The organism is Telluria sp. ZB4P37, from assembly GCF_059685855.1.
The window spans coordinates 156,286-174,127 of sequence record NZ_JCASID010000002.1 but is presented as its reverse complement, the minus strand read 5'-3'; the positions used below and the strand labels follow the sequence as shown (position 1 = coordinate 174,127).

Below are 17,842 nucleotides of genomic sequence, written 5' to 3'. Positions count from 1 at the left end.
AATGGTAGTTCAGGCCAGTGGCCTGAACTACGCATTGCCCACCTTCCCGCGCGTTCAACCACCCTTTGAACCGCCGGGCTGCATTCAACAACGAATCAACGCAACACGAAATAATTGGGACACCCCATGAACCACCCTATCATCCCGATCGCCATTTCCGGCGCCAGCCGCCAGCGCAAGCGCGAAGCCCCCAAAGGCCGGCGCGTCGACCCGCAAGCCCTGGCTGAAGTGCAGGCCCTGCTCGGCGGCGCGTCAACCCAGAGCGACCTCCTGATCGAGCACCTGCACAAGATCCAGGACAGCTTCGGCTGCCTGTCGAGCCAGCACCTGGCTGCGCTGGCACAGCAAATGCGCCTGGCGCAGACCGAGGTCTACGAGGTGGCCAGCTTCTATCACCACTTCGACCTGGTGAAAGAGGGCGAGGCCGCCCCCGCCGCGCTGACGGTGCGCGTGTGCGCGGGCCTGTCTTGCGAGATGGCAGGCGCCACGGCGCTGCTGGAGAAGCTGCCGGCACTGCTGGGCCGCGAAGTGCGCGTGCTGGCGGCGCCCTGCATCGGCCGCTGCGAGCAGGCGCCGGCGGCGGCGGTGGGGCAGCATGCGGTGCCGCATGCGACCGTGGAAAAGCTGGTGGCGAAGGTAGCGCGCGGCGAAACGCGTGAACCGTTTGGGGGCCACGTCGACTACGCGGCCTACCGCGAGGGCGGCGGCTATGCGCTACTGCGCGCCTGCGCCGGCGGGCAGCACGAGGTCGAGCAGGTCATTGGCACGCTGGAATCCTCCGGCCTGCGCGGCCTGGGCGGCGCCGGCTTCCCGCTGGGGCGCAAATGGCGCATCGTGCGCGCGGAAAGCGGCCCGCGTCTCATGGCGATCAACATTGACGAAGGCGAGCCGGGCACCTTCAAGGACCGCGTCTACCTCGAGCGCGACCCGCACCGCTTCCTGGAAGGCGCCCTGATCGCCGCCTGGGCGGTCGGCATTGAGGCCATCTATATCTACCTGCGCGACGAATACCACGGCTGCCGCGCCATGCTGGAGGCCGAGCTGGAACAGCTGCGCGCGGATCCGCCGGTGCAGGGCATGCCCCCGATCTTCCTGCGCCGCGGCGCCGGCGCCTATATCTGCGGCGAAGAATCAGCCATGATCGAATCGATCGAAGGCAAGCGCGGCATGCCGCGCCTGCGCCCGCCCTACGTGGCCCAGGTCGGCCTGTTCGGCCGCCCGACGCTGCAACACAATTTCGAGTCGCTGCACTGGGTGCGCGAGATCCTCGAGCGCGGCGCCGACTGGTTCGCCGGCTTCGGGCGCAACGGCCGGCGCGGCCTGCGCTCGTTCTCGGTATCGGGACGGGTGCGCGAACCGGGCGTGAAGCTGGCCCCGGCCGGCATCACGATCACGCAGCTCATCGAGGAGTACTGCGGCGGCATGCAGGAAGGGCACGCGTTCTATGCCTACCTGCCGGGCGGCGCCTCGGGCGGCATCCTGCCCGCATCGATGGGCGACATCCCGCTCGACTTCGATACCCTGCAGCCGTATGGCTGCTTCATCGGCTCGGCCGCGGTGGTGGTGCTGTCCCACCACGACAGCGCCACGGCCGCCGCGCGCAACACGCTGGCCTTCTTCAAGGACGAGTCCTGCGGCCAGTGCACGCCCTGCCGCAACGGCACGGCCAAGGCCCTGGACATTGTCAAGCAACCCGTCTGGGACGTGCCGCTGCTGGGCGAACTGTCGCAGGTCATGCGCGACGCGTCGATCTGCGGCCTGGGCCAGGCGGCGCCGAATCCCTTCGACTGCGTCATCAAATACTTCCCGCACGAGCTCACGCAATCCCCGACCCCGCAGGTGCCAGCATGAACGCGATGACCCCGACCGTTACCTTCGAACTCAATGGCCGCGCCGTCACGGCGCTCGCGCACGAATCCCTGATCGAGGTCGCGGAGCGCGAAGGTGTCGAGATTCCGCGCCTGTGCTACAAGGAAGGCTATGAAGCGGTCGGCAACTGCCGCTCCTGCATGGTCGAGATCGACGGCGAGCGCGTGCTGGCGCCATCGTGCTGCCGGGCCCCGACTGCCGGCATGAAGGTGCGCACCGACAGCGCGCGCGCCGTCGCCGCCCAGAAGATGGTGCTCGAGCTGCTTCAGTCCGACATGCCGGAAGCCGAATACACCCGCAGGAACGAAGTCGATATCTGGGCCGAGAAACTCGGCGTGGGCAAGCCGCGCTTTGCCGCGACCCGCGCCCAGCCGCAAATCGATGCGACCCACGCTGCGATTACCGTCAACCTCGATGCCTGCATCCAGTGCACCCGCTGCGTGCGCGCCTGCCGCGACGAGCAGGTCAACGACGTGATCGGCCTGGCCTTCCGCGGCGAGAACGCGAAGATCGTGTTCGACCAGGACGATGCGCTGGGCGCCTCCACCTGCGTGGCCTGCGGCGAATGCGTGCAGGCCTGCCCGACCGGCGCGCTGATGCCGGCGCGCGAAGTGGCGCTGCACATCCCGGACAAGCAGGTCGATTCGGTCTGCCCTTACTGCGGCGTCGGCTGCCAGCTGACCTATAACGTCAAGGACAACAAGATCCTGTTCGTGGAAGGGCGCAACGGCCCGGCCAACCTGGGCCGCCTGTGCGTCAAGGGCCGCTACGGTTTCGATTATGCGCACCACCCGCACCGCCTTACCAAGCCCCTGATTCGCCGCGAGGGCATGCCGAAGACCGGCGACTTCACGATGGACCCGGACCGCGTGCTGGACGTGTTCCGCGAAGCGAGCTGGGAAGAAGCGCTGGCGCTGGCCGGCGGCAAGCTGGCAAGCATCCGCGACACTCACGGCGGCAATGCGCTGGCCGGCTTCGGCTCGGCCAAGGGCAGCAACGAAGAGGCCTACCTGTTCCAGAAGCTGGTGCGCACGGGCTTTGGCACCAACAACGTCGACCACTGCACCCGCTTGTGCCACGCCTCGTCGGTCTCGGCCCTGCTGGAAGGGATCGGCTCGGGCGCGGTCTCGAACCCGGTGATGGACGTGACCCGTGCCGAAGTCATCGTCATCATCGGCGCCAACCCGACCGTGAACCACCCGGTGGCCGCCACCTGGATCAAGAATGCGGTCAAACTCGGCGCCAAGCTGGTGGTGCTCGACCCGCGCCGCTCCGAGCTGGCGCGCCATGCGCATCGCTACCTGCAGTTCAAGCCCGATACCGATGTCGCGCTGCTCAACGCCATGATGCACGTGATCGTCAGCGAAAAGCTGGTCGATGCGGACTTCATCGCCAGCCGCACCATCGGCTACGAACAGCTCGAAGCGAACGTGGCCGACTACAGCCCGGACGCGATGGCGCCGATCTGCGGCATCGACGCCGAGACCATCCGCTACGTGGCACGCCTGTACGCGACCTCGAAGGGATCGATGATCCTGTGGGGTATGGGCGTGTCGCAGCACGTGCATGGCACCGACAATGCGCGCTGCCTGATCGCCCTGGCCCTGATGACGGGCCAGATCGGCCGTCCGGGCACCGGCCTGCATCCGCTGCGCGGCCAGAACAACGTGCAGGGCGCGTCCGACGCCGGCCTGATCCCGATGATGCTGCCGGATTACCAGCGCGTCGACAACCCGGTCGCGCGCGCTCGTTTTGAGGCCGCCTGGGGCGCCACGCTTGACCCGAAGCCGGGCCTGACCGTGGTCGAGATCATGGACGCGATCGATGCCGGCCAGATCCGCGGCATGTACATCATGGGCGAGAACCCGGCCATGTCCGACCCGGACGCCAACCACGCGCGCGCCGCGCTGGCGGCACTGGAACACCTGGTGGTGCAGGACATCTTCCTGACCGAGACGGCCTACCTCGCCGATGTGATCCTGCCGGCGTCCGCCTTCCCGGAAAAGACCGGCACGTTTACGAATACCGACCGCCTGGTGCAGCTGGGCCGCCAGGCCATCGACCCGCCGGGCGACGCGAAGCAGGACCTGTGGATCATCCAGCAGATGGCCAACCGCCTCGGCCTGCCGTGGAATTACGGCCATGTGTCGGAAGTGTTCGACGAGATGCGCCACACCATGGCCAGCATCGGCGGCATCACCTGGGAACGCCTGGAGCGCAACGGCGCCGTGGTCTACCCGTGCATGAACGAGGGCGACGTCGGCCAGCCGGTGGTGTTTACCGAGATCTTCCCGCGCGAGGGCGGCAAGGCGCGCTTCGTGCCGGCCGATATCATCCCGGCCGACGAGCGCCCGGATGCCGACTACCCGCTGGTCTTGATTACGGGCCGCCAGCTGGAACACTGGCACACGGGCAGCATGACCCGCCGCGCCACGGTGCTGGACGCGATCGAACCCGATCCGGTGGCGCTGGTGCACCCGCTCGACATGGAACGCATGGGTATCGCCCCGGGGCAGCCAATCACGATCGCCTCGCGCCGCGGCGAAGTGGTGCTGTATGCGCGCGCCGACGACAGCTCGCCCGTGGGTGCGATCTTCGTGCCCTTCTGCTATTACGAGGCAGCCATCAACCGCCTCACCAATGCGGCGCTTGACCCGTTCGGCAAGATCCCGGAGTTCAAGTATTGCGCGATCAAGCTCACGCCGGGAGGGGAGGTGGCGCAGCAGGGCAGCTACGGTGGCGGCCAAATCCTGGCCGGCATGGCACAATTGGCAAGATGAACCACAAAGACCTGCCACGCTACCGACCTGAACTGTCAAACGCCAGCGCCCGCCTCACCCACGAGGTGAGCGCGCTGGACGAGCGCGGCCGGCAATCCGGCATCGCGATCCCCGCCGAACGTCCCCTTACGGTGTATGTGGACAAACGCGAGATCGTCACCCTGATGACGCTGGGCGGCGCGCCTGAAGCGCTGACCCTCGGCTACCTGCGCAACCAGCGGCTGGTGCGCGCGCTGGAAGACATCGTCTCGATCCAGGTCGACTGGGCGGTCGATGCGGTGGCTGTCAGCACCCGCAGCGGCATCGCGGACGTGGAGGAACGCACCGCGAAGAAGGTCGTCACCACCGGCTGCGGCCAGGGCTCGGTGTTCGGCGGCCTGATGGACGAAGTCGACCAGATCGTACTCCCCGCTGACGCACGCCTGGCGCAGTCGGTGGTCTACCGCATCGTCGAGACCATCCGCACCCAGCAATCGATCTACAAGCAGGCCGGCTCGGTGCATGGCTGCGCGCTGTTCTCGAGTGACGGCACGCTGCTGTATTTTGTCGAGGACGTCGGCCGCCACAACGCGGTGGACGCCATCGCCGGCCTGATGTGGCTCGACGGTCTCGCGGGGGGCGACAAGGTGTTCTATACCACCGGGCGCCTGACCTCGGAGATGGTGATCAAGGGCGCCCAGATGGGCATTCCCTTCCTGTTGTCGCGTTCCGGCACCACCCAGATGGGCCACATGGTGGCGGAAAAGGTCGGCATGTCGCTGCTGGCGCGCTGCTCGGGCAAGCACTTCCTGCTGCTGGCCGGGCACGAACGGCTCGTATTCGAGCCCGACCTGCTGGAGCCCCTGAACGCCCCCCGGATGGCTTGACCGTGCTGGACGCGACTTCGCACGCCTTCGCCCTCCTGTTCTCCGGCGACGCGGCGCTGTGGCACATCGTCTGGGTCTCGCTCAAGACCAGCATCCTCGGCCTGCTGCTGGCCGCGCCGCCGGCAATCTTCCTCGGTTACGTGATCGCGCTGCACCGCTTCCCGGGCCGCCGCCTGGCGATCTGGCTGGCCCAGGCCGCGCTGTCGCTGCCCACCGTCCTGATCGGCCTGCTGCTGTATTTGCTGCTGTCGCGGCGCGGGCCGATGGGCGGTCTGGAATGGCTGTTCACCCAGCAGGGCGTGATCCTCGGCCAGATGATCATCGGCCTGCCGGTGCTGCTTGCGTTTACGCTGGCGGCGGTGCAGGCAGCCGATCCGCGCTATGCCGAAACCGCCGTGGCACTGGGCGCATCAACCTGGCGCGTGATGCTCACGGTGCTGCACGAGGCGCGCTACGGCGTCATGGCCGCCGTCATCAGCGGCTTCGGGCGCGTGATTTCCGAGGTGGGCTGCGCGCTGATGGTGGGCGGGAACATCGAAGGCCAGACCCGGACGATCACCACCGCCATTGCGCTCGAGACCAGCAAGGGCGATTTCGCCCAGGGCATCGCGCTGGGCATCGTGCTGGTGGCGCTGGCGCTGGTGATGAACGGCGCGCTGGTGCTGCTGCAGGGCGAGGCCCATGCGGCCGGAGGCAGGCTGTGAGTGCGCTGCTGACCGTGCACGGGCTGCACAAGCGCCACGGCGAGCGCACCCTGTTCGACATCGACACCCTCAGCATCCAGGCCGCCAGCGCCTATGTGCTGACCGGCGTGAACGGCGCGGGCAAGTCCACGCTGCTGCGCACGCTCGCCGGCCTGGAACGCTGCGAAGCCTGCACGGTCGAATTCGATGGCCACAGCATGCCCCTGCATCCGTATCCGCCAGCGCTGCGCCGCGCCATCGTGTTCGTGCACCAGCACCCGATCATGTTCTCGACCAGCGTCGCCCACAACATTGCCTACGGCCTGGTCGCGCGCGGCGACGACCGCCGCAGCATCGCCGCCGCGGTCGAGGAAGCGATGGACTGGGCCGGCGTGGCCCACCTGCGCGACACGGCTCCCAACCGCCTGTCCGGCGGCGAGAAGCAGCGCGTGGCGCTGGCGCGGGCGCGCGTGTTGCAACCGCGCCTGCTGCTGCTCGACGAGCCCACCGCCAATCTCGACGGCCCGGCGCGCGAGCAGGTGATGGCCCTGATTCCGACCCTGCTGGACGCCGGCAGCAGCGTGGTGATGGCCTGCCACGACCGCGACCTGATCGGGCTGCCCGGCATTCACCGCCTGAAGCTGCGCGACGGGCGCCTTGAACTTCGTTGACCAACCAGGAGAGCATCCATGCAACGCCGTACCTTTACCGTCCTGCTATCTGGCGTCCTGCTGGCCGCGCCGCTGGCCCACGCCCAGGACGTCATTCGTCTCTCCACCACCACCAGCACCGAGAACTCCGGCCTGCTCAAAGCGCTGCTGCCGGCCTTCGAGGCGAAGACAGGCACGAAAGTGCACGTGATCCCGGTCGGCACCGGCAAGGCGCTCGAACTGGCGAGGAACGGCGACGTCGACGTGACGCTCGTGCATGCGCGAGCGCTCGAGGATAAATTCGTGGCGGAGGGCTGGGGCGTGGACCGGCGCGACGTGATGTACAACGACTTCATCGTCGTGGGCCCATCGAGCGACCCGGCCGGCATCAAGGGCGGCAAGGATGTCATCGCCGCGTTCCAGAAGATTGCGGCGAGCGGCGCGCGCTTCATATCGCGCGGCGACAATTCCGGTACCGATGTGATGGAAAAGGGCTACTGGCAGCAGGCGGCAAGCAAACCGGCAGGGGCCAGCTACGTCTCGGCGGGCCTGGGCATGGGCGAGGTGCTCAACATGGCGGCCGAAATGCGCGCCTATACGCTGACCGACCGCGCCACCTATGGCGCCTACCGCGCGAAAACCGGCCTGGCCGTACTGGTCGAAGGCGACAGGCGCATGTTCAATCCCTACGGGATCATCGCGGTCAACCCAGCCAAACACAAGGGCGTAAACTATCGTGGAGCGAAGGCGCTGATCGAGTGGATCACGTCCAGCGACGGGCAGGCGCGCATCGCCGCCTTCAAGCCAGAAGGCGAGCAGCTGTTCTTCCCGTCGGCAGCGCGCTAGGGCTCCAGCCTGGTCCGCACCCTGGCCGCGCAACCGCTCCGAGCGAACCCAGGCGCAGCTCGTGGAAGCGGTCTTCGAGTTCGCAGGTCAGGAACAAGGTAACGCCTTTCAAGCGCAGGACGGTGGTCGGGCGATACAGGCCTTCGCGGAAATCATCGCGGTCTTCGGGGGCGATGGCCAGCTCGAAGCCGGACAGCGAATCGAGCACGACCCGGGTCGCCCCCGTGGCGTCGATTTTCGCGAGCAGTTCGTGGAGCAGTTCGTCGACCGACAGGTCGAGCTCGCGCACGCCCCTGGCGCCAGTGGGCGCAGGTCAAGTTTGTCGGTCATGCCGCGTTCTCCTGAATATTGATGTCGGCGCCCTTGGGCGGGAATGCGGAATCCAGGAACCGGGCCGCGAGGCGCGCGCCGATCAGTTCCTCCAGTTGCTTCGTGTAGGTGTCCAGCAGGGCGCGGTTGACCGCGTCGATGTCGCGAGGCGTGCAGCCTTCGAGGCTGTGGACGAAGGCCTCGAAGGCTGCGGCCGGCTGGGATGCGGACGCCTGCGGCAGCCACGGGAAGGCTTTGCGATGGATGGTCACGCTGCGTGCGAACAGCAGGTGAGCGCTCAGCGGGCCTAGCAGGGGCGCGAAGCAGTCGAACATCACACGCCAGGTCGCGGCTGCCTGCGCGGCCGTGGCGGAAGCGTTAGCTGAAGCAATGCGCTCCATGATCCTTGCGAGCAGCTCAGTCTGTGTTGGCATAGGTTCAGGCAGTCGCTGCCGCCACTGGGCGGTGAGCATGGGTGGAAGGTCCGGGATAGGAATCTATCCGATTGCGGGTGCATCGGACGGGCCTGCCCGCGATGGCGCCAGCGGCAGTTCGAGCGCCACTTCGGTGCCATGCCCCTGCGTGCTGGTCAAGGCCAGCGCGCCGCCGTGCGTGGCGACCCGCTCGTCCAGCCCGAGCAGGCCATAGCTGTTCGGCTTGCGCGGCGCACCCGGGTCGAAGCCGATGCCGTTGTCGGTGATGCTCATGCAGAGCATTTCCCGCGCGGTGCCGAGCCGGATGTTGACGCGGCTTGCCAGCGAATGGCGGAACACATTGTTCAGGCATTCCTGCAGCACTCGGTAGACGGTCAGCAGGGTGTCTTCGTCGAGCACCAGGCCGGTAATCGCCGCGTCGGCGTCGAGCTGGCACACGATGCCGCTGGCACGGGTGAACTTGCGCACTTCCATTTCGAGCGTGGCCAGCAGTCCCAGCTCGAGTCCGGCCGGCCGCAGGTCTCCCATCAGCTGCTTGACCGTACGCAGCGTCGTGTCGACATTGTCGAGCGCGGCCCCGACCCAGTCGCGCAGGCGCCCCTGGCGGCTGGCGGTATGCTGGTACAGCATGACGATGTCGATGCGCAGCGCCAGCAGGTTCTGGCCGAGGGCATCGTGGATTTCGCTGGAGATTCGCTTGCGCTCGGCTTCGCGGTTGGCGAGCTGGTGGGCCAGCAGGTCGTGCAGGGTTTGTTCGGAAACGCGCAGCTTGTCGATGCAGCGTTCACAGGCGAAGATCTTCTCCACCAGCGCCTGGTTTACCAGCATCTGGTTTTCGGTCAGCTCCAGGACGGCGGCATGGAGCGCAGCCGTGGCGGCCTCGTCGTGATCAACGTGGACATGCTTGGGCGCCGCAGGAGGGCGCTGGCCTCGCGCCGGGCTGTCGTGGCCTGAAAGTTGTGGGTGCATTTGGCTGAGTTAGCTGATCAAGCGCAAAACAGGAGCAAACGTCATCGGTTACCACGCTTTAACCCTATGCGTATTGGTGCGGCAAGTCAAGCACCGGCATGGGCCGGGGTGGTTCCTGCGCCACGCGTGGCGAGGGACGGCCAGGCACATTGAGGCTGCATCAAAATTGTCACGTCAATGCGTCGATGACGACACAATGTATTTGCCCATGTAGAATGTAAAGATGGTTAAAAAAGCCCTGATTGTCGATGACATGCCGCTCGACGTCGAACTGACACGGCGGGTCTTGCGAAGTTGCGGCGACGATCACGAGATCGTGGTGGCCTCGGACGGCGAAGAAGCGCTGCGCGAACTGAACCGGGCGCAAGATTTCGATGTCGTCCTGCTGGACCTGAAACTACCCAAGGTGGATGGCTTCGAGGTGCTGAAAGAGATCTCTTCCAAACCTTTCATGTCCGAGATCCCGGTGATCGTCCTGTCGAATACCCGCAACGAGAGCGACCGCATGCGCAGCCGCATGCTGGGTGCCTGCGAATTCGTGGAAAAGGCCATGGACTACTCGGAGTTCGACGCGAACCTGCGGCGTACCCTCGCCCAGTACGGCTTTTGCCGTGCATGAGCTGCTGGATTTTCGCCACAGCTAATTACGTTTGGTTAATCGTTGGTGAGCAAACACGGTCGGCGCGGCCTACTTTGACCGTCGCGAACGTGCGCGGCATCATCGAGCGCCAGGTCAGGCAGCTCTCGCACCTGATCGATGACCTGCTGGACATCGCCCGCATCCCCAACGGAAAGTCGACATCAAGAGGGAAGCGGTCGACCTGAAGTCGATTGTCGCCAATGCCGTGGAGACCAGTCTGCCCCTGATCGAGAAAGGGCGCCATGTGTTCAGCATGACGCTGCACGATGCGCCGCTGCCGGTCAATGCCGATGCCACCCGCATTGTCCATGTTCAGACAGGTCGGCCGCAACATGCTGCATTCCCAAGGGGGCTGGGGGCATGGAGCGCCGTACCATCGTGGCGGTGTCGGGCTGGGGTGCGAAGGACGACCTGGCGCGCTCGAAGGAAGCCGGGTTCGACATGCATTTCACGAAGCCCGTGGGGCCGGCGCGGCTGAGCGACTTCCTGGATGCGCTGCCGGCTCAAGCGCCACGCTAAGCGCGGCAAGGCGCCCGGCCGGCGCCCCGGGAATCACATCAGGATGACGTCGTACTGCTCCTGGTGATAGCCTTTTTCCACCTGCAGCGAGATGCGCTTGCCGATGAAGTCGCCCAGCATCGCCAGGTGCTGCGATTCTTCCTCTAAAAACAGGTCGATCACTTCCTGCGAAGCGACGATGCGGAATTCGCGCGGGTTGAACTGCTTGGCTTCGCGCAGCAGTTCGCGCAGGATCTCGTAGCAGATGGTGCGCGAGGTTTTCACCTGGCCGCGGCCAGCGCAGGCCGGGCAGGGCTCGCACAGGATATGGGCCAGCGACTCGCGGGTACGCTTGCGGGTCATCTCCACCAGTCCCAGTGCCGAGAAGCCGCTCACCGACACCTTGGTGCGGTCGCGCGCGAGCGTCTTCTTCAACTCGGCCAGCACCTGGTTGCGGTGCTCGTTGTTCTCCATGTCGATGAAGTCGAGGATGATGATGCCGCCCAGGTTGCGCAGGCGCAGCTGGCGCGCGATGGCATGGGCGGCCTCCAAATTGGTCTTGAAGATGGTGTCGGCAAAATTGCGCCCGCCGACATAGCCGCCGGTATTGACGTCGATGGTCGTCATCGCCTCGGTCTGGTCGACGATCAGGTAACCGCCGCTCTTCAGGTCCACGCGGCGTCCCAGCGCGCGCAGGATCTCTTCCTCGACGCCGTACAAATCAAACAGCGGGCGCTCGCCGGTGTAGTGCGCCAGGCGCGACAGCACGCTGGGCGTATAGATTTGCGCGAACTCGACCAGCATGTTGAAATTCTCGCGCGAGTCGATCTGGATGGTGGCCGTCTCGTCGTGCACGAAGTCGCGCAGCACGCGCTGGGCCAGGTTCAGGTCCTGGTAGAGCAGGGAGGTCGGCGGGCGGGTGCGCGCGCCCTGCACGATCGAGCCCCAGGTCTTGCGCAGGTAATCGACGTCGGCGGCGATGTCCACGTCCGAGGCTTCCTCGGCCTGGGTGCGCACGATGTAGCCGCCTTTTTCTTCCTTCGGCAGCAGGTTCTGCAAGCGGGTGCGCAGCTGGTCGCGGTCGGCTTCCTTCTCGATCTTCTGCGAGATGCCGATATGCTGGTCTTGCGGCAGGTAGACCAGCATGCGGCCGGCGATGGAGATTTGCGTGGACAGGCGCGCGCCCTTGGTGCCGATCGGGTCCTTGATGACCTGCACGGTCAGCACCTGGCCGTCGAACAGCAGCTTTTCGATCGGGGTGGGAGTGGTGGCGGCGCCGTCGTGGCTGCGCGCTTCCCAGATGTCGGCCACGTGCAGGAAGGCGGCGCGTTCCAGGCCGATGTCGATGAAGGCCGACTGCATGCCCGGCAGCACGCGCACGACCTTGCCCAGGTAAACATTCCCCGCCAGCCCGCGCGTCAGGGTGCGTTCGATGTGCAGTTCCTGCACCGCGCCCTGGAGGACCAGCGCAACGCGCGTTTCCTGCGGAGTGATGTTAATGAGGATGTCTTCGTTCATGGGACCAGTCGCGCGGTATTGTTCAGGGTGCCATGATACACGGTGGGGTGGGTGGCCGGGATGGTGGATCAGCGTTGTCTCGCAGGGTGGGCAAGTTCCTTGCCCACCCTGCGAGTCGCGGCAAATCCGACGCCGGCCAATCGCGTCAGATTTGATGCCGGCAAACCGGGTCAGATCTGGTAGCCCGCCTTGCGCAGCAAAATTGCCGTCTCGAACAGCGGCAATCCCATGATCCCCGAATGGCTGCCCTCGATATGCTCGACGAACAGCGCAGCCAGGCCCTGGATGCCGTAGCCGCCGGCCTTGTCGTAGGGTTCGGAGCTGGCGCAATAGGCCTTGATCTGGGCCGGGGTGAGCTTGGCGAAGCGCACTTCCGACACCTGCGTGATCTGGTCGGCGACGCGCTCGGCATGGATCGCCACCGAGGTCAGCACCTGGTGGGTGCGGCCGGACAGGCGCTCGAGCATGGCGACCGCCTCGAGCGTGTCGGCCGGCTTGCCCAGGATCTCGCCGTCGACCGTGACGGTGGTGTCGGCCGTCAGGATGGGACGCAGCGGCTGGCGCCGCATCTGCAGGATGTTCCAGGCGAACGCGCCTTTTTCCCTGGCCACCCGCGCCACGTAGGTGTGCGGGTCTTCGCCCGGCAGGGCGTCCTCGCTGATGTCGACGCCGCGCGCCGGATCGCCACGCACCATCAACAGTTCGAATTCCACGCCAACCTGGCGCAGCAGTTCGCGCCTGCGCGGGCTCTTGGAGGCGAGATAGATTTTCTTGTCAGTGAGTTTCATCGAGGTCAGACGCGGTGGTACGGATGGTTCTGGGTAATTGACCAGGCACGGTACAACTGTTCTGCGAGCATCACACGCACGATTCCGTGCGGCAGTGTCATGCTCGAGATGCGGATCATGCCTTCGGCGCGCGCTTTCAGCTCGGGATCGAGGCCATCGGCCCCGCCGATCAGGAAGGCGGTATCGCGGCCGTCCTGCTGCCAGGTTTCCAGCATCTGCGACAGCCCGACGCTGGTCAGGTCCTTGCCGCGCTCATCGAGTGCGATGATGCGCACGCCCTTGGGCAGCACCGCCTCGATGCGCTCGCGTTCGAGCACCATCGCGGTGGCGGCAGTCTTGCTGCCGGAGCGCTCGACCGGCTTGATTTCCTTGAGCACGATGCGCAGCTCGGGCGGCATGCGCTTCGTGTACTCGCCGAACCCGGATTCGATCCAGGCCGGCATTTTGTGCCCGACGGCAGCAATGATCAGTTGCATGGGGTCAGAAGATGCGGCTTATTCTTCAGCCTTCTTCACGCGACGGATCACTTTTTTCACTGGCGCTGCGTCGGCCGGTGCTGCTGCCTTGGTCACGCGCTTCGGCGGCTTGGCCTTGGTCGCTTCGACGGCGGCGATCTCGGTCTTGCTTGGCGCGACCTTGATGGTCTTGCCGACCGGGGCTTTCTTGGCGGCCGGTTTCTTGGCGGCCGCGGGTGCCGCTGCCTTCTTCGCCGCCACAGGCTTGCGCTCGCGGATCGGCTTGACTTCCGGCTGCGCCTGGGTGGCCGCCAGGTGCTTGGACTTGGCCTTCGGCTCGGCTGCTTCGGCTTCGACGGTCGACTTGCGCTTGGCCGCGCCCAGCTTCACCGGCTTCTCGCCCCAGATTTCTTCCAGGCGGTAGTACTGGCGGATGGCCGGCTGCATGATGTGGACGATCATGTCGCCGAGGTCGACCAGCACCCATTCGCCGGTGTCCTCGCCTTCCATGCCGACCACGTCGCCGCCGGCGGCCTTGACCTTGTCGCGCACCGAGGCGGCCAGCGCCTTGGTCTGGCGGTTCGAGGTGCCCGAGACCACCGCGATGCGGTCGAACAGGCTGGTCAGGTGCATCGTGTCGAACACGGTGATTTCCTGTCCTTTGACGTCTTCAAGGGCGTCAACGACGAGGGTTTGTAGTTTCTTGATATCCATTAGCTTTTATATAAGTTATGTTGTTGAATATAGTCTAGCACTTGCGACGGAAGGCGCGCGCTAATGTCGGCACTCGTCTTCGTGCCCGTACGCAGGGCGTTTCTAACTTGTGTGGCAGAAATATCTACCGCCAGGGTCTCTGCGAGGCAGACTTTGCCGTATGGGGCAAGGCGCACTTCCGCCGGCGTCGCCAGACGCTGCGAGAGTTCCTGCGCTACCGCTGGGGGCAATTTATCCTGATCCAGTTCATATCCCGGGCGTGCAGCCACGCCGAGGTTGCATAGCGCGAACAGCTCATGCCATTCGCGCCAGGTGTCGAGCTTTTGCAGCTGGTCGGCTCCCATCAGGAAGACAATCGATGCTGCTGGTCCGACGGTGTTGTCCAATTCGGCGCGCAATCCGCGCAGGGTGTCCACGGTATAGGTCGGGCTGCCGCGTTCGATCTCCTGCAAGTCGATCGTCACACTCGTTTCCGACCCCGCGAACGGCTGCCCGCCAAAGGCCAGTTCGAGCATGGCGATGCGCTGGGCGTCGCTGGCCTGCAGCGCGCTTTTCTGCCACGGCCGGGCCGGCAGGATGCGCAATTCGTCAGGGCGCAGCAGCTCGGCGAACAGCGCAGCCAGCGCGACGTGGCCGTGGTGGACCGGGTCGAAACTACCGCCCAGCAGGGCGACGCAACGCGTCACGGCGCCAGCCAGTCCCGGTGCACGAGGAAGTCGCTGTAGAGCAGCGCTTCCGGGCTGCCCGGTTCCGGATGCCAGTCGTAGCGCCATTTAACGATCGGCGGCATCGACATCAGGATCGCTTCGGTGCGCCCGCCCGACTGCAGGCCGAACAGGGTGCCGCGGTCCCACACCAGGTTGAACTCGACATAGCGCCCGCGCCGGTAGGCCTGGAAGTCGCGTTCGCGCTCGCCGTAAGGCGTGTCCATGCGGCGCTGCAGGATCGGCAGGTAGGCATCGAGGAAGCCGTTGCCGACGCTTTGCACCATCGCGAAGGCGTCATCGAAACCGGCTTCGTTGAAGTCGTCGAAGAAGATGCCGCCCACGCCGCGTGCTTCTTTCCGGTGTTTCAGGTAGAAATAGTCGTCGCACCAGCGCTTGAAGCGCGGGTGCAGGTCTTCGCCATAGGGCGCCAGCGCATCGTGGCAGACCTGGTGGAAGTGGCGCGCGTCCTCGAGATTGCCGTAGTACGGCGTCAGGTCCATGCCGCCGCCGAACCACCAGACCGGCTCCTTGCCCTCCGCGGTGGCTTCGAAAAAGCGCACGTTCATGTGCACCGTCGGCGCGTAGGGATTACGCGGGTGCAGCACCAGCGACACGCCCATCGCTTCCCAGGCGCGGCCGCTCAGTTCCGGACGCGCTGCCGCAGCCGACGGGGGCAGGCTGGCGCCGGTAACGTGCGAGAAGTTTACTCCGCCCCGCTCCAACACATTGCCCTCCTCGATCAGGCGCGAGATGCCGCCGCCGCCTTCCGGGCGTTCCCAGGTGTCGCGCAGGAAGGGCTTGCCGTCGATGTCTTCGAGGGCCTGAACGATGCGGGACTGGAGATCGAGCAGCCAGGCTTTGACAGCGATAGGATCGGGGGTGGACATGCGCTTGGGATGGTGTTGGGGAAAAGGAAGGGGCAGATTGTACACCTGCGTGGGGTTCTTATTATTGTGGGGGGGAGCTAGCGGTGCGCGACGAACTTGGATCCCGGCGCAGGCCGGGACCCAATTTTGCACGCCTACCGTTGACACAACATGCGGCCGTCAGCAGAAACTCACTTCACCCCACGCCACCCAATATCGCGCCGGTACTGCGCGCCATTGAAGTGGATCTTCTCCACCGTCTCATACGCCCGCTTCTGCGCCATCTTGACGCTGTCGCCCAGCCCCACGACGCACAGCACGCGGCCGCCGTTCGATTGCAGGGTGCCGCCGGCCAGACTGGTGCCGGCGTGGAAGGTCACGCATTCCGGCGTCTCGGCCGGGATGCCGACGATGGTGTCGCCCTTGCGCGGGCTGTCCGGGTAGCCCGCGGCGGCCATCACCACGCCCACCGCGGTGCGGCGATCCCATTCCAGTTCGACCGCATCTAACGTGCCGTTGCAGGCATGGTCCAGCACCGTGAGCAGGTCGCTTTTCAGGCGCGCCATGATCGGCTGGGTCTCCGGGTCGCCCATGCGGCAGTTGAATTCCAGCGTGCGCGGGTTGCCTTCGGCATCGATCATCAGGCCGGCGTACAGGAAGCCGGTGAAGACGATGCCGTCTTTCGCCATGCCCTGGATGGTCGGGTTGATGATCTCGCGCATCACGCGCGCATGCATCGACGGCGTCACGATCGGGGCAGGAGAGTAGGCGCCCATGCCGCCGGTGTTCGGGCCGGCGTCGCCATCGAGCAGGCGCTTGTGGTCCTGGCTGGTGGCCAGCGCCAGCACGTTCTTGCCGTCGCACATGACGATGAAGCTGGCCTCTTCGCCGGCCAGGAATTCCTCGATCACGATGCGCGCGCCGGCATCGCCAAACGCATTATCCGACAGCATGTGGTCTACCGCAGCATGCGCTTCGGTCAGCGTCATCGCCACCACCACGCCCTTGCCGGCGGCCAGGCCGTCGGCCTTGATCACGATCGGCGCGCCATTGGCGTCGACATAGGCGTGCGCTGCCGCGGCATCCGAGAAGCTCTGGTACTTTGCGGTCGGAATGCCGTGGCGTTCCATGAAGGACTTGGCGAAATCCTTCGAGCTCTCGAGCTGCGCCGCTTCGCGTGTCGGGCCGAAGATCTTCAGGCCGCGCGAGCGGAACAGATTCACGATGCCGGCGGCCAGTGGCGCTTCCGGACCCACCAGGGTCAGGGCGATGCCTTCGGCCACCACGAAGTCGGCCAGCGCCGCCGGGTCGGTAATGTCAATGTTCACCAGATGCGGGTCGAGCGCGGTGCCGCCATTGCCCGGCGCGACGAAGACGGTCTGGACGCGTTCCGATTGGGCCAGTTTCCAGGACAGGGCGTGTTCACGGCCGCCAGAGCCGACTACGAGAATTTTCATGCGAGCTTTTCCAGCTTGGTTACCAGCTTATTCTTCAATGACGGCGTTGGTGAAGACTTCCTGGACGTCGTCCAGGTTCTCCAGCGCGTCCAGGAGTTTCTGCATCTTGATGGCGTCGTCGCCGGTGAATACGGTTTCGGTCGCCGGCTTCATGATGACTTCGGCCACCTCGGCCTTGAAACCGGCTGCTTCCAACGCTTCCTTCACGCTCGAGAACGCGAACGGGTCGCACAGCACTTCGAAGCCGCCTTCCTCGTCCTGCACCACGTCGTCGGCGCCGGCCTCCAACGCCGATTCCATCAGCTTGTTCTCATCCACGCCGGGCGCGAACAGGAACTGGCCGGTGTGCTGGAACATGAAGGCCACCGAACCCTCGGTGCCCATGTTGCCGCCGAATTTGCTGAAGGCGTGGCGCACTTCGGCCACGGTGCGTACGCGGTTGTCGGTCATGCAGTCGACGATGATGGCCGCGCCGCCGATGCCGTAGCCTTCGTAGCGCACTTCTTCGTAGTTCACGCCTTCGAGCTCGCCCGAGCCGCGCTGGATGGCGCGGCTGACGTTATCCTTCGGCATATTGGCGTCAGCGGCCTTCTCGACCGCCAGGCGCAGGCGCGGGTTGGAAGCGATGTCGCTTCCGCCCATGCGTGCGGCCACGGTGATCTCCTTGATCAGGCGCGTCCAGATCTTGCCGCGCTTGGCGTCGGTAGCGGCTTTCTTATGCTTGATGTTGGCCCATTTGCTGTGTCCAGCCATGTCGAAAAATCCTTAGACGGTATGCAAGAGTGGCCGACAT

The 17,842-nt window shown here is 65.6% G+C and carries 20 protein-coding genes; 8 read left to right on the top strand and 12 right to left on the bottom strand.

Annotated features, from left to right (window positions below; all coding sequences use genetic code 11):
• Window positions 1-126 precede the first annotated feature (126 nt).
• From AC56K1_RS05190 to AC56K1_RS05165, 6 genes are read left to right on the top strand one after another with little or no spacing between them, the layout of a single operon-like run.
• The gene (locus AC56K1_RS05190) at window positions 127-1,851 is read left to right on the top strand and encodes an NAD(P)H-dependent oxidoreductase subunit E (RefSeq protein ID WP_497156782.1); all 1,725 of its coding nucleotides are present in this window, start codon (window positions 127-129) and stop codon (window positions 1,849-1,851) included.
• Window positions 1,848-4,649, top strand: coding sequence for a formate dehydrogenase subunit alpha (gene fdhF, locus AC56K1_RS05185; RefSeq protein ID WP_497156781.1), 2,802 nt, complete (start codon window positions 1,848-1,850; stop codon window positions 4,647-4,649). The genes AC56K1_RS05190 and fdhF overlap by 4 nt, the downstream gene beginning before the upstream one ends.
• Complete coding sequence (locus AC56K1_RS05180) at window positions 4,646-5,515, top strand: formate dehydrogenase accessory sulfurtransferase FdhD (RefSeq protein ID WP_497156780.1); 870 nt, start codon at window positions 4,646-4,648, stop codon at window positions 5,513-5,515. The genes fdhF and AC56K1_RS05180 overlap by 4 nt, the downstream gene beginning before the upstream one ends.
• Entirely contained in the window at window positions 5,512-6,219 is a 708-nt protein-coding gene (locus AC56K1_RS05175) for an ABC transporter permease (RefSeq protein ID WP_497156779.1), read from the top strand. The genes AC56K1_RS05180 and AC56K1_RS05175 overlap by 4 nt, the downstream gene beginning before the upstream one ends.
• The gene (locus AC56K1_RS05170) at window positions 6,216-6,869 is read left to right on the top strand and encodes an energy-coupling factor ABC transporter ATP-binding protein (protein WP_497156778.1); all 654 of its coding nucleotides are present in this window, start codon (window positions 6,216-6,218) and stop codon (window positions 6,867-6,869) included. The genes AC56K1_RS05175 and AC56K1_RS05170 overlap by 4 nt, the downstream gene beginning before the upstream one ends.
• An 18-nt stretch (window positions 6,870-6,887) precedes the next feature.
• A complete protein-coding gene (locus tag AC56K1_RS05165; RefSeq protein WP_497156777.1) occupies window positions 6,888-7,694 on the top strand; it encodes an ABC transporter substrate-binding protein in 807 nt (268 codons plus the stop codon).
• Here the strand turns inward: AC56K1_RS05165 and AC56K1_RS05160 are convergent.
• The 3 genes from AC56K1_RS05160 to AC56K1_RS05150 form a co-directional block, all read right to left on the bottom strand.
• A complete protein-coding gene (locus tag AC56K1_RS05160) occupies window positions 7,648-7,983 on the bottom strand; it encodes an RAD55 family ATPase (RefSeq protein ID WP_497156776.1) in 336 nt (111 codons plus the stop codon). The two genes, AC56K1_RS05165 and AC56K1_RS05160, sit on opposite strands and share 47 nt — an antisense overlap.
• Before the next feature lie 37 nt (window positions 7,984-8,020).
• Window positions 8,021-8,437, bottom strand: a complete 417-nt coding sequence (locus AC56K1_RS05155; RefSeq protein ID WP_497156775.1) for a hypothetical protein — start codon at window positions 8,435-8,437, stop codon at window positions 8,021-8,023.
• A 63-nt stretch (window positions 8,438-8,500) separates the two neighbouring features.
• Window positions 8,501-9,406, bottom strand: coding sequence for a sensor histidine kinase (locus tag AC56K1_RS05150; protein ID WP_497156774.1), 906 nt, complete (start codon window positions 9,404-9,406; stop codon window positions 8,501-8,503).
• Window positions 9,407-9,629: 223 nt separating this feature from the next.
• Here AC56K1_RS05150 and AC56K1_RS05145 point away from each other — a divergent pair, with 223 nt between their 5' ends.
• Complete coding sequence (locus tag AC56K1_RS05145; protein WP_497156773.1) at window positions 9,630-10,025, top strand: response regulator; 396 nt, start codon at window positions 9,630-9,632, stop codon at window positions 10,023-10,025.
• A 25-nt stretch (window positions 10,026-10,050) separates the two neighbouring features.
• Here AC56K1_RS05145 and AC56K1_RS05140 read toward each other — a convergent pair whose 3' ends face one another.
• On the bottom strand, window positions 10,051-10,380 hold the full coding sequence (locus AC56K1_RS05140) for a hypothetical protein (RefSeq protein WP_497156772.1): 330 nt from the start codon (window positions 10,378-10,380) through the stop codon (window positions 10,051-10,053).
• 26 nt (window positions 10,381-10,406) lie between these two features.
• Between AC56K1_RS05140 and AC56K1_RS05135 the strand changes: the two genes are divergently transcribed.
• Window positions 10,407-10,565, top strand: a complete 159-nt coding sequence (locus AC56K1_RS05135; RefSeq protein WP_497156771.1) for a hypothetical protein — start codon at window positions 10,407-10,409, stop codon at window positions 10,563-10,565.
• Window positions 10,566-10,598: 33 nt separating this feature from the next.
• Here the strand turns inward: AC56K1_RS05135 and rng are convergent, their stop codons facing one another.
• The 8 genes from rng to AC56K1_RS05095 all read right to left on the bottom strand — a co-directional run bounded on the left by rng (window position 10,599) and on the right by AC56K1_RS05095 (window position 17,802).
• The gene (gene rng, locus AC56K1_RS05130; protein WP_497156770.1) at window positions 10,599-12,062 is read right to left on the bottom strand and encodes a ribonuclease G; all 1,464 of its coding nucleotides are present in this window, start codon (window positions 12,060-12,062) and stop codon (window positions 10,599-10,601) included.
• 170 nt (window positions 12,063-12,232) lie between these two features.
• The gene (locus AC56K1_RS05125; RefSeq protein ID WP_497156769.1) at window positions 12,233-12,850 is read right to left on the bottom strand and encodes a Maf family protein; all 618 of its coding nucleotides are present in this window, start codon (window positions 12,848-12,850) and stop codon (window positions 12,233-12,235) included.
• Window positions 12,851-12,855: 5 nt separating this feature from the next.
• Complete coding sequence (rlmH, locus tag AC56K1_RS05120; protein ID WP_497156768.1) at window positions 12,856-13,326, bottom strand: 23S rRNA (pseudouridine(1915)-N(3))-methyltransferase RlmH; 471 nt, start codon at window positions 13,324-13,326, stop codon at window positions 12,856-12,858.
• An 18-nt stretch (window positions 13,327-13,344) separates the two neighbouring features.
• Complete coding sequence (rsfS, locus tag AC56K1_RS05115; protein ID WP_497156767.1) at window positions 13,345-14,019, bottom strand: ribosome silencing factor; 675 nt, start codon at window positions 14,017-14,019, stop codon at window positions 13,345-13,347.
• Window positions 14,019-14,705, bottom strand: coding sequence for a nicotinate-nucleotide adenylyltransferase (locus AC56K1_RS05110; protein ID WP_497156766.1), 687 nt, complete (start codon window positions 14,703-14,705; stop codon window positions 14,019-14,021). The genes rsfS and AC56K1_RS05110 overlap by 1 nt, the downstream gene beginning before the upstream one ends.
• Window positions 14,702-15,613, bottom strand: coding sequence for an oxygen-dependent coproporphyrinogen oxidase (hemF, locus tag AC56K1_RS05105; RefSeq protein WP_497156765.1), 912 nt, complete (start codon window positions 15,611-15,613; stop codon window positions 14,702-14,704). Before hemF ends, AC56K1_RS05110 begins: the two co-directional genes overlap by 4 nt.
• Window positions 15,614-15,783: 170 nt before the next feature.
• Entirely contained in the window at window positions 15,784-17,049 is a 1,266-nt protein-coding gene (gene purD / locus AC56K1_RS05100; protein ID WP_497156764.1) for a phosphoribosylamine--glycine ligase, read from the bottom strand.
• A 27-nt stretch (window positions 17,050-17,076) separates the two neighbouring features.
• A complete protein-coding gene (locus AC56K1_RS05095; protein WP_497156763.1) occupies window positions 17,077-17,802 on the bottom strand; it encodes a YebC/PmpR family DNA-binding transcriptional regulator in 726 nt (241 codons plus the stop codon).
• Window positions 17,803-17,842: the final 40 nt, after the last annotated feature.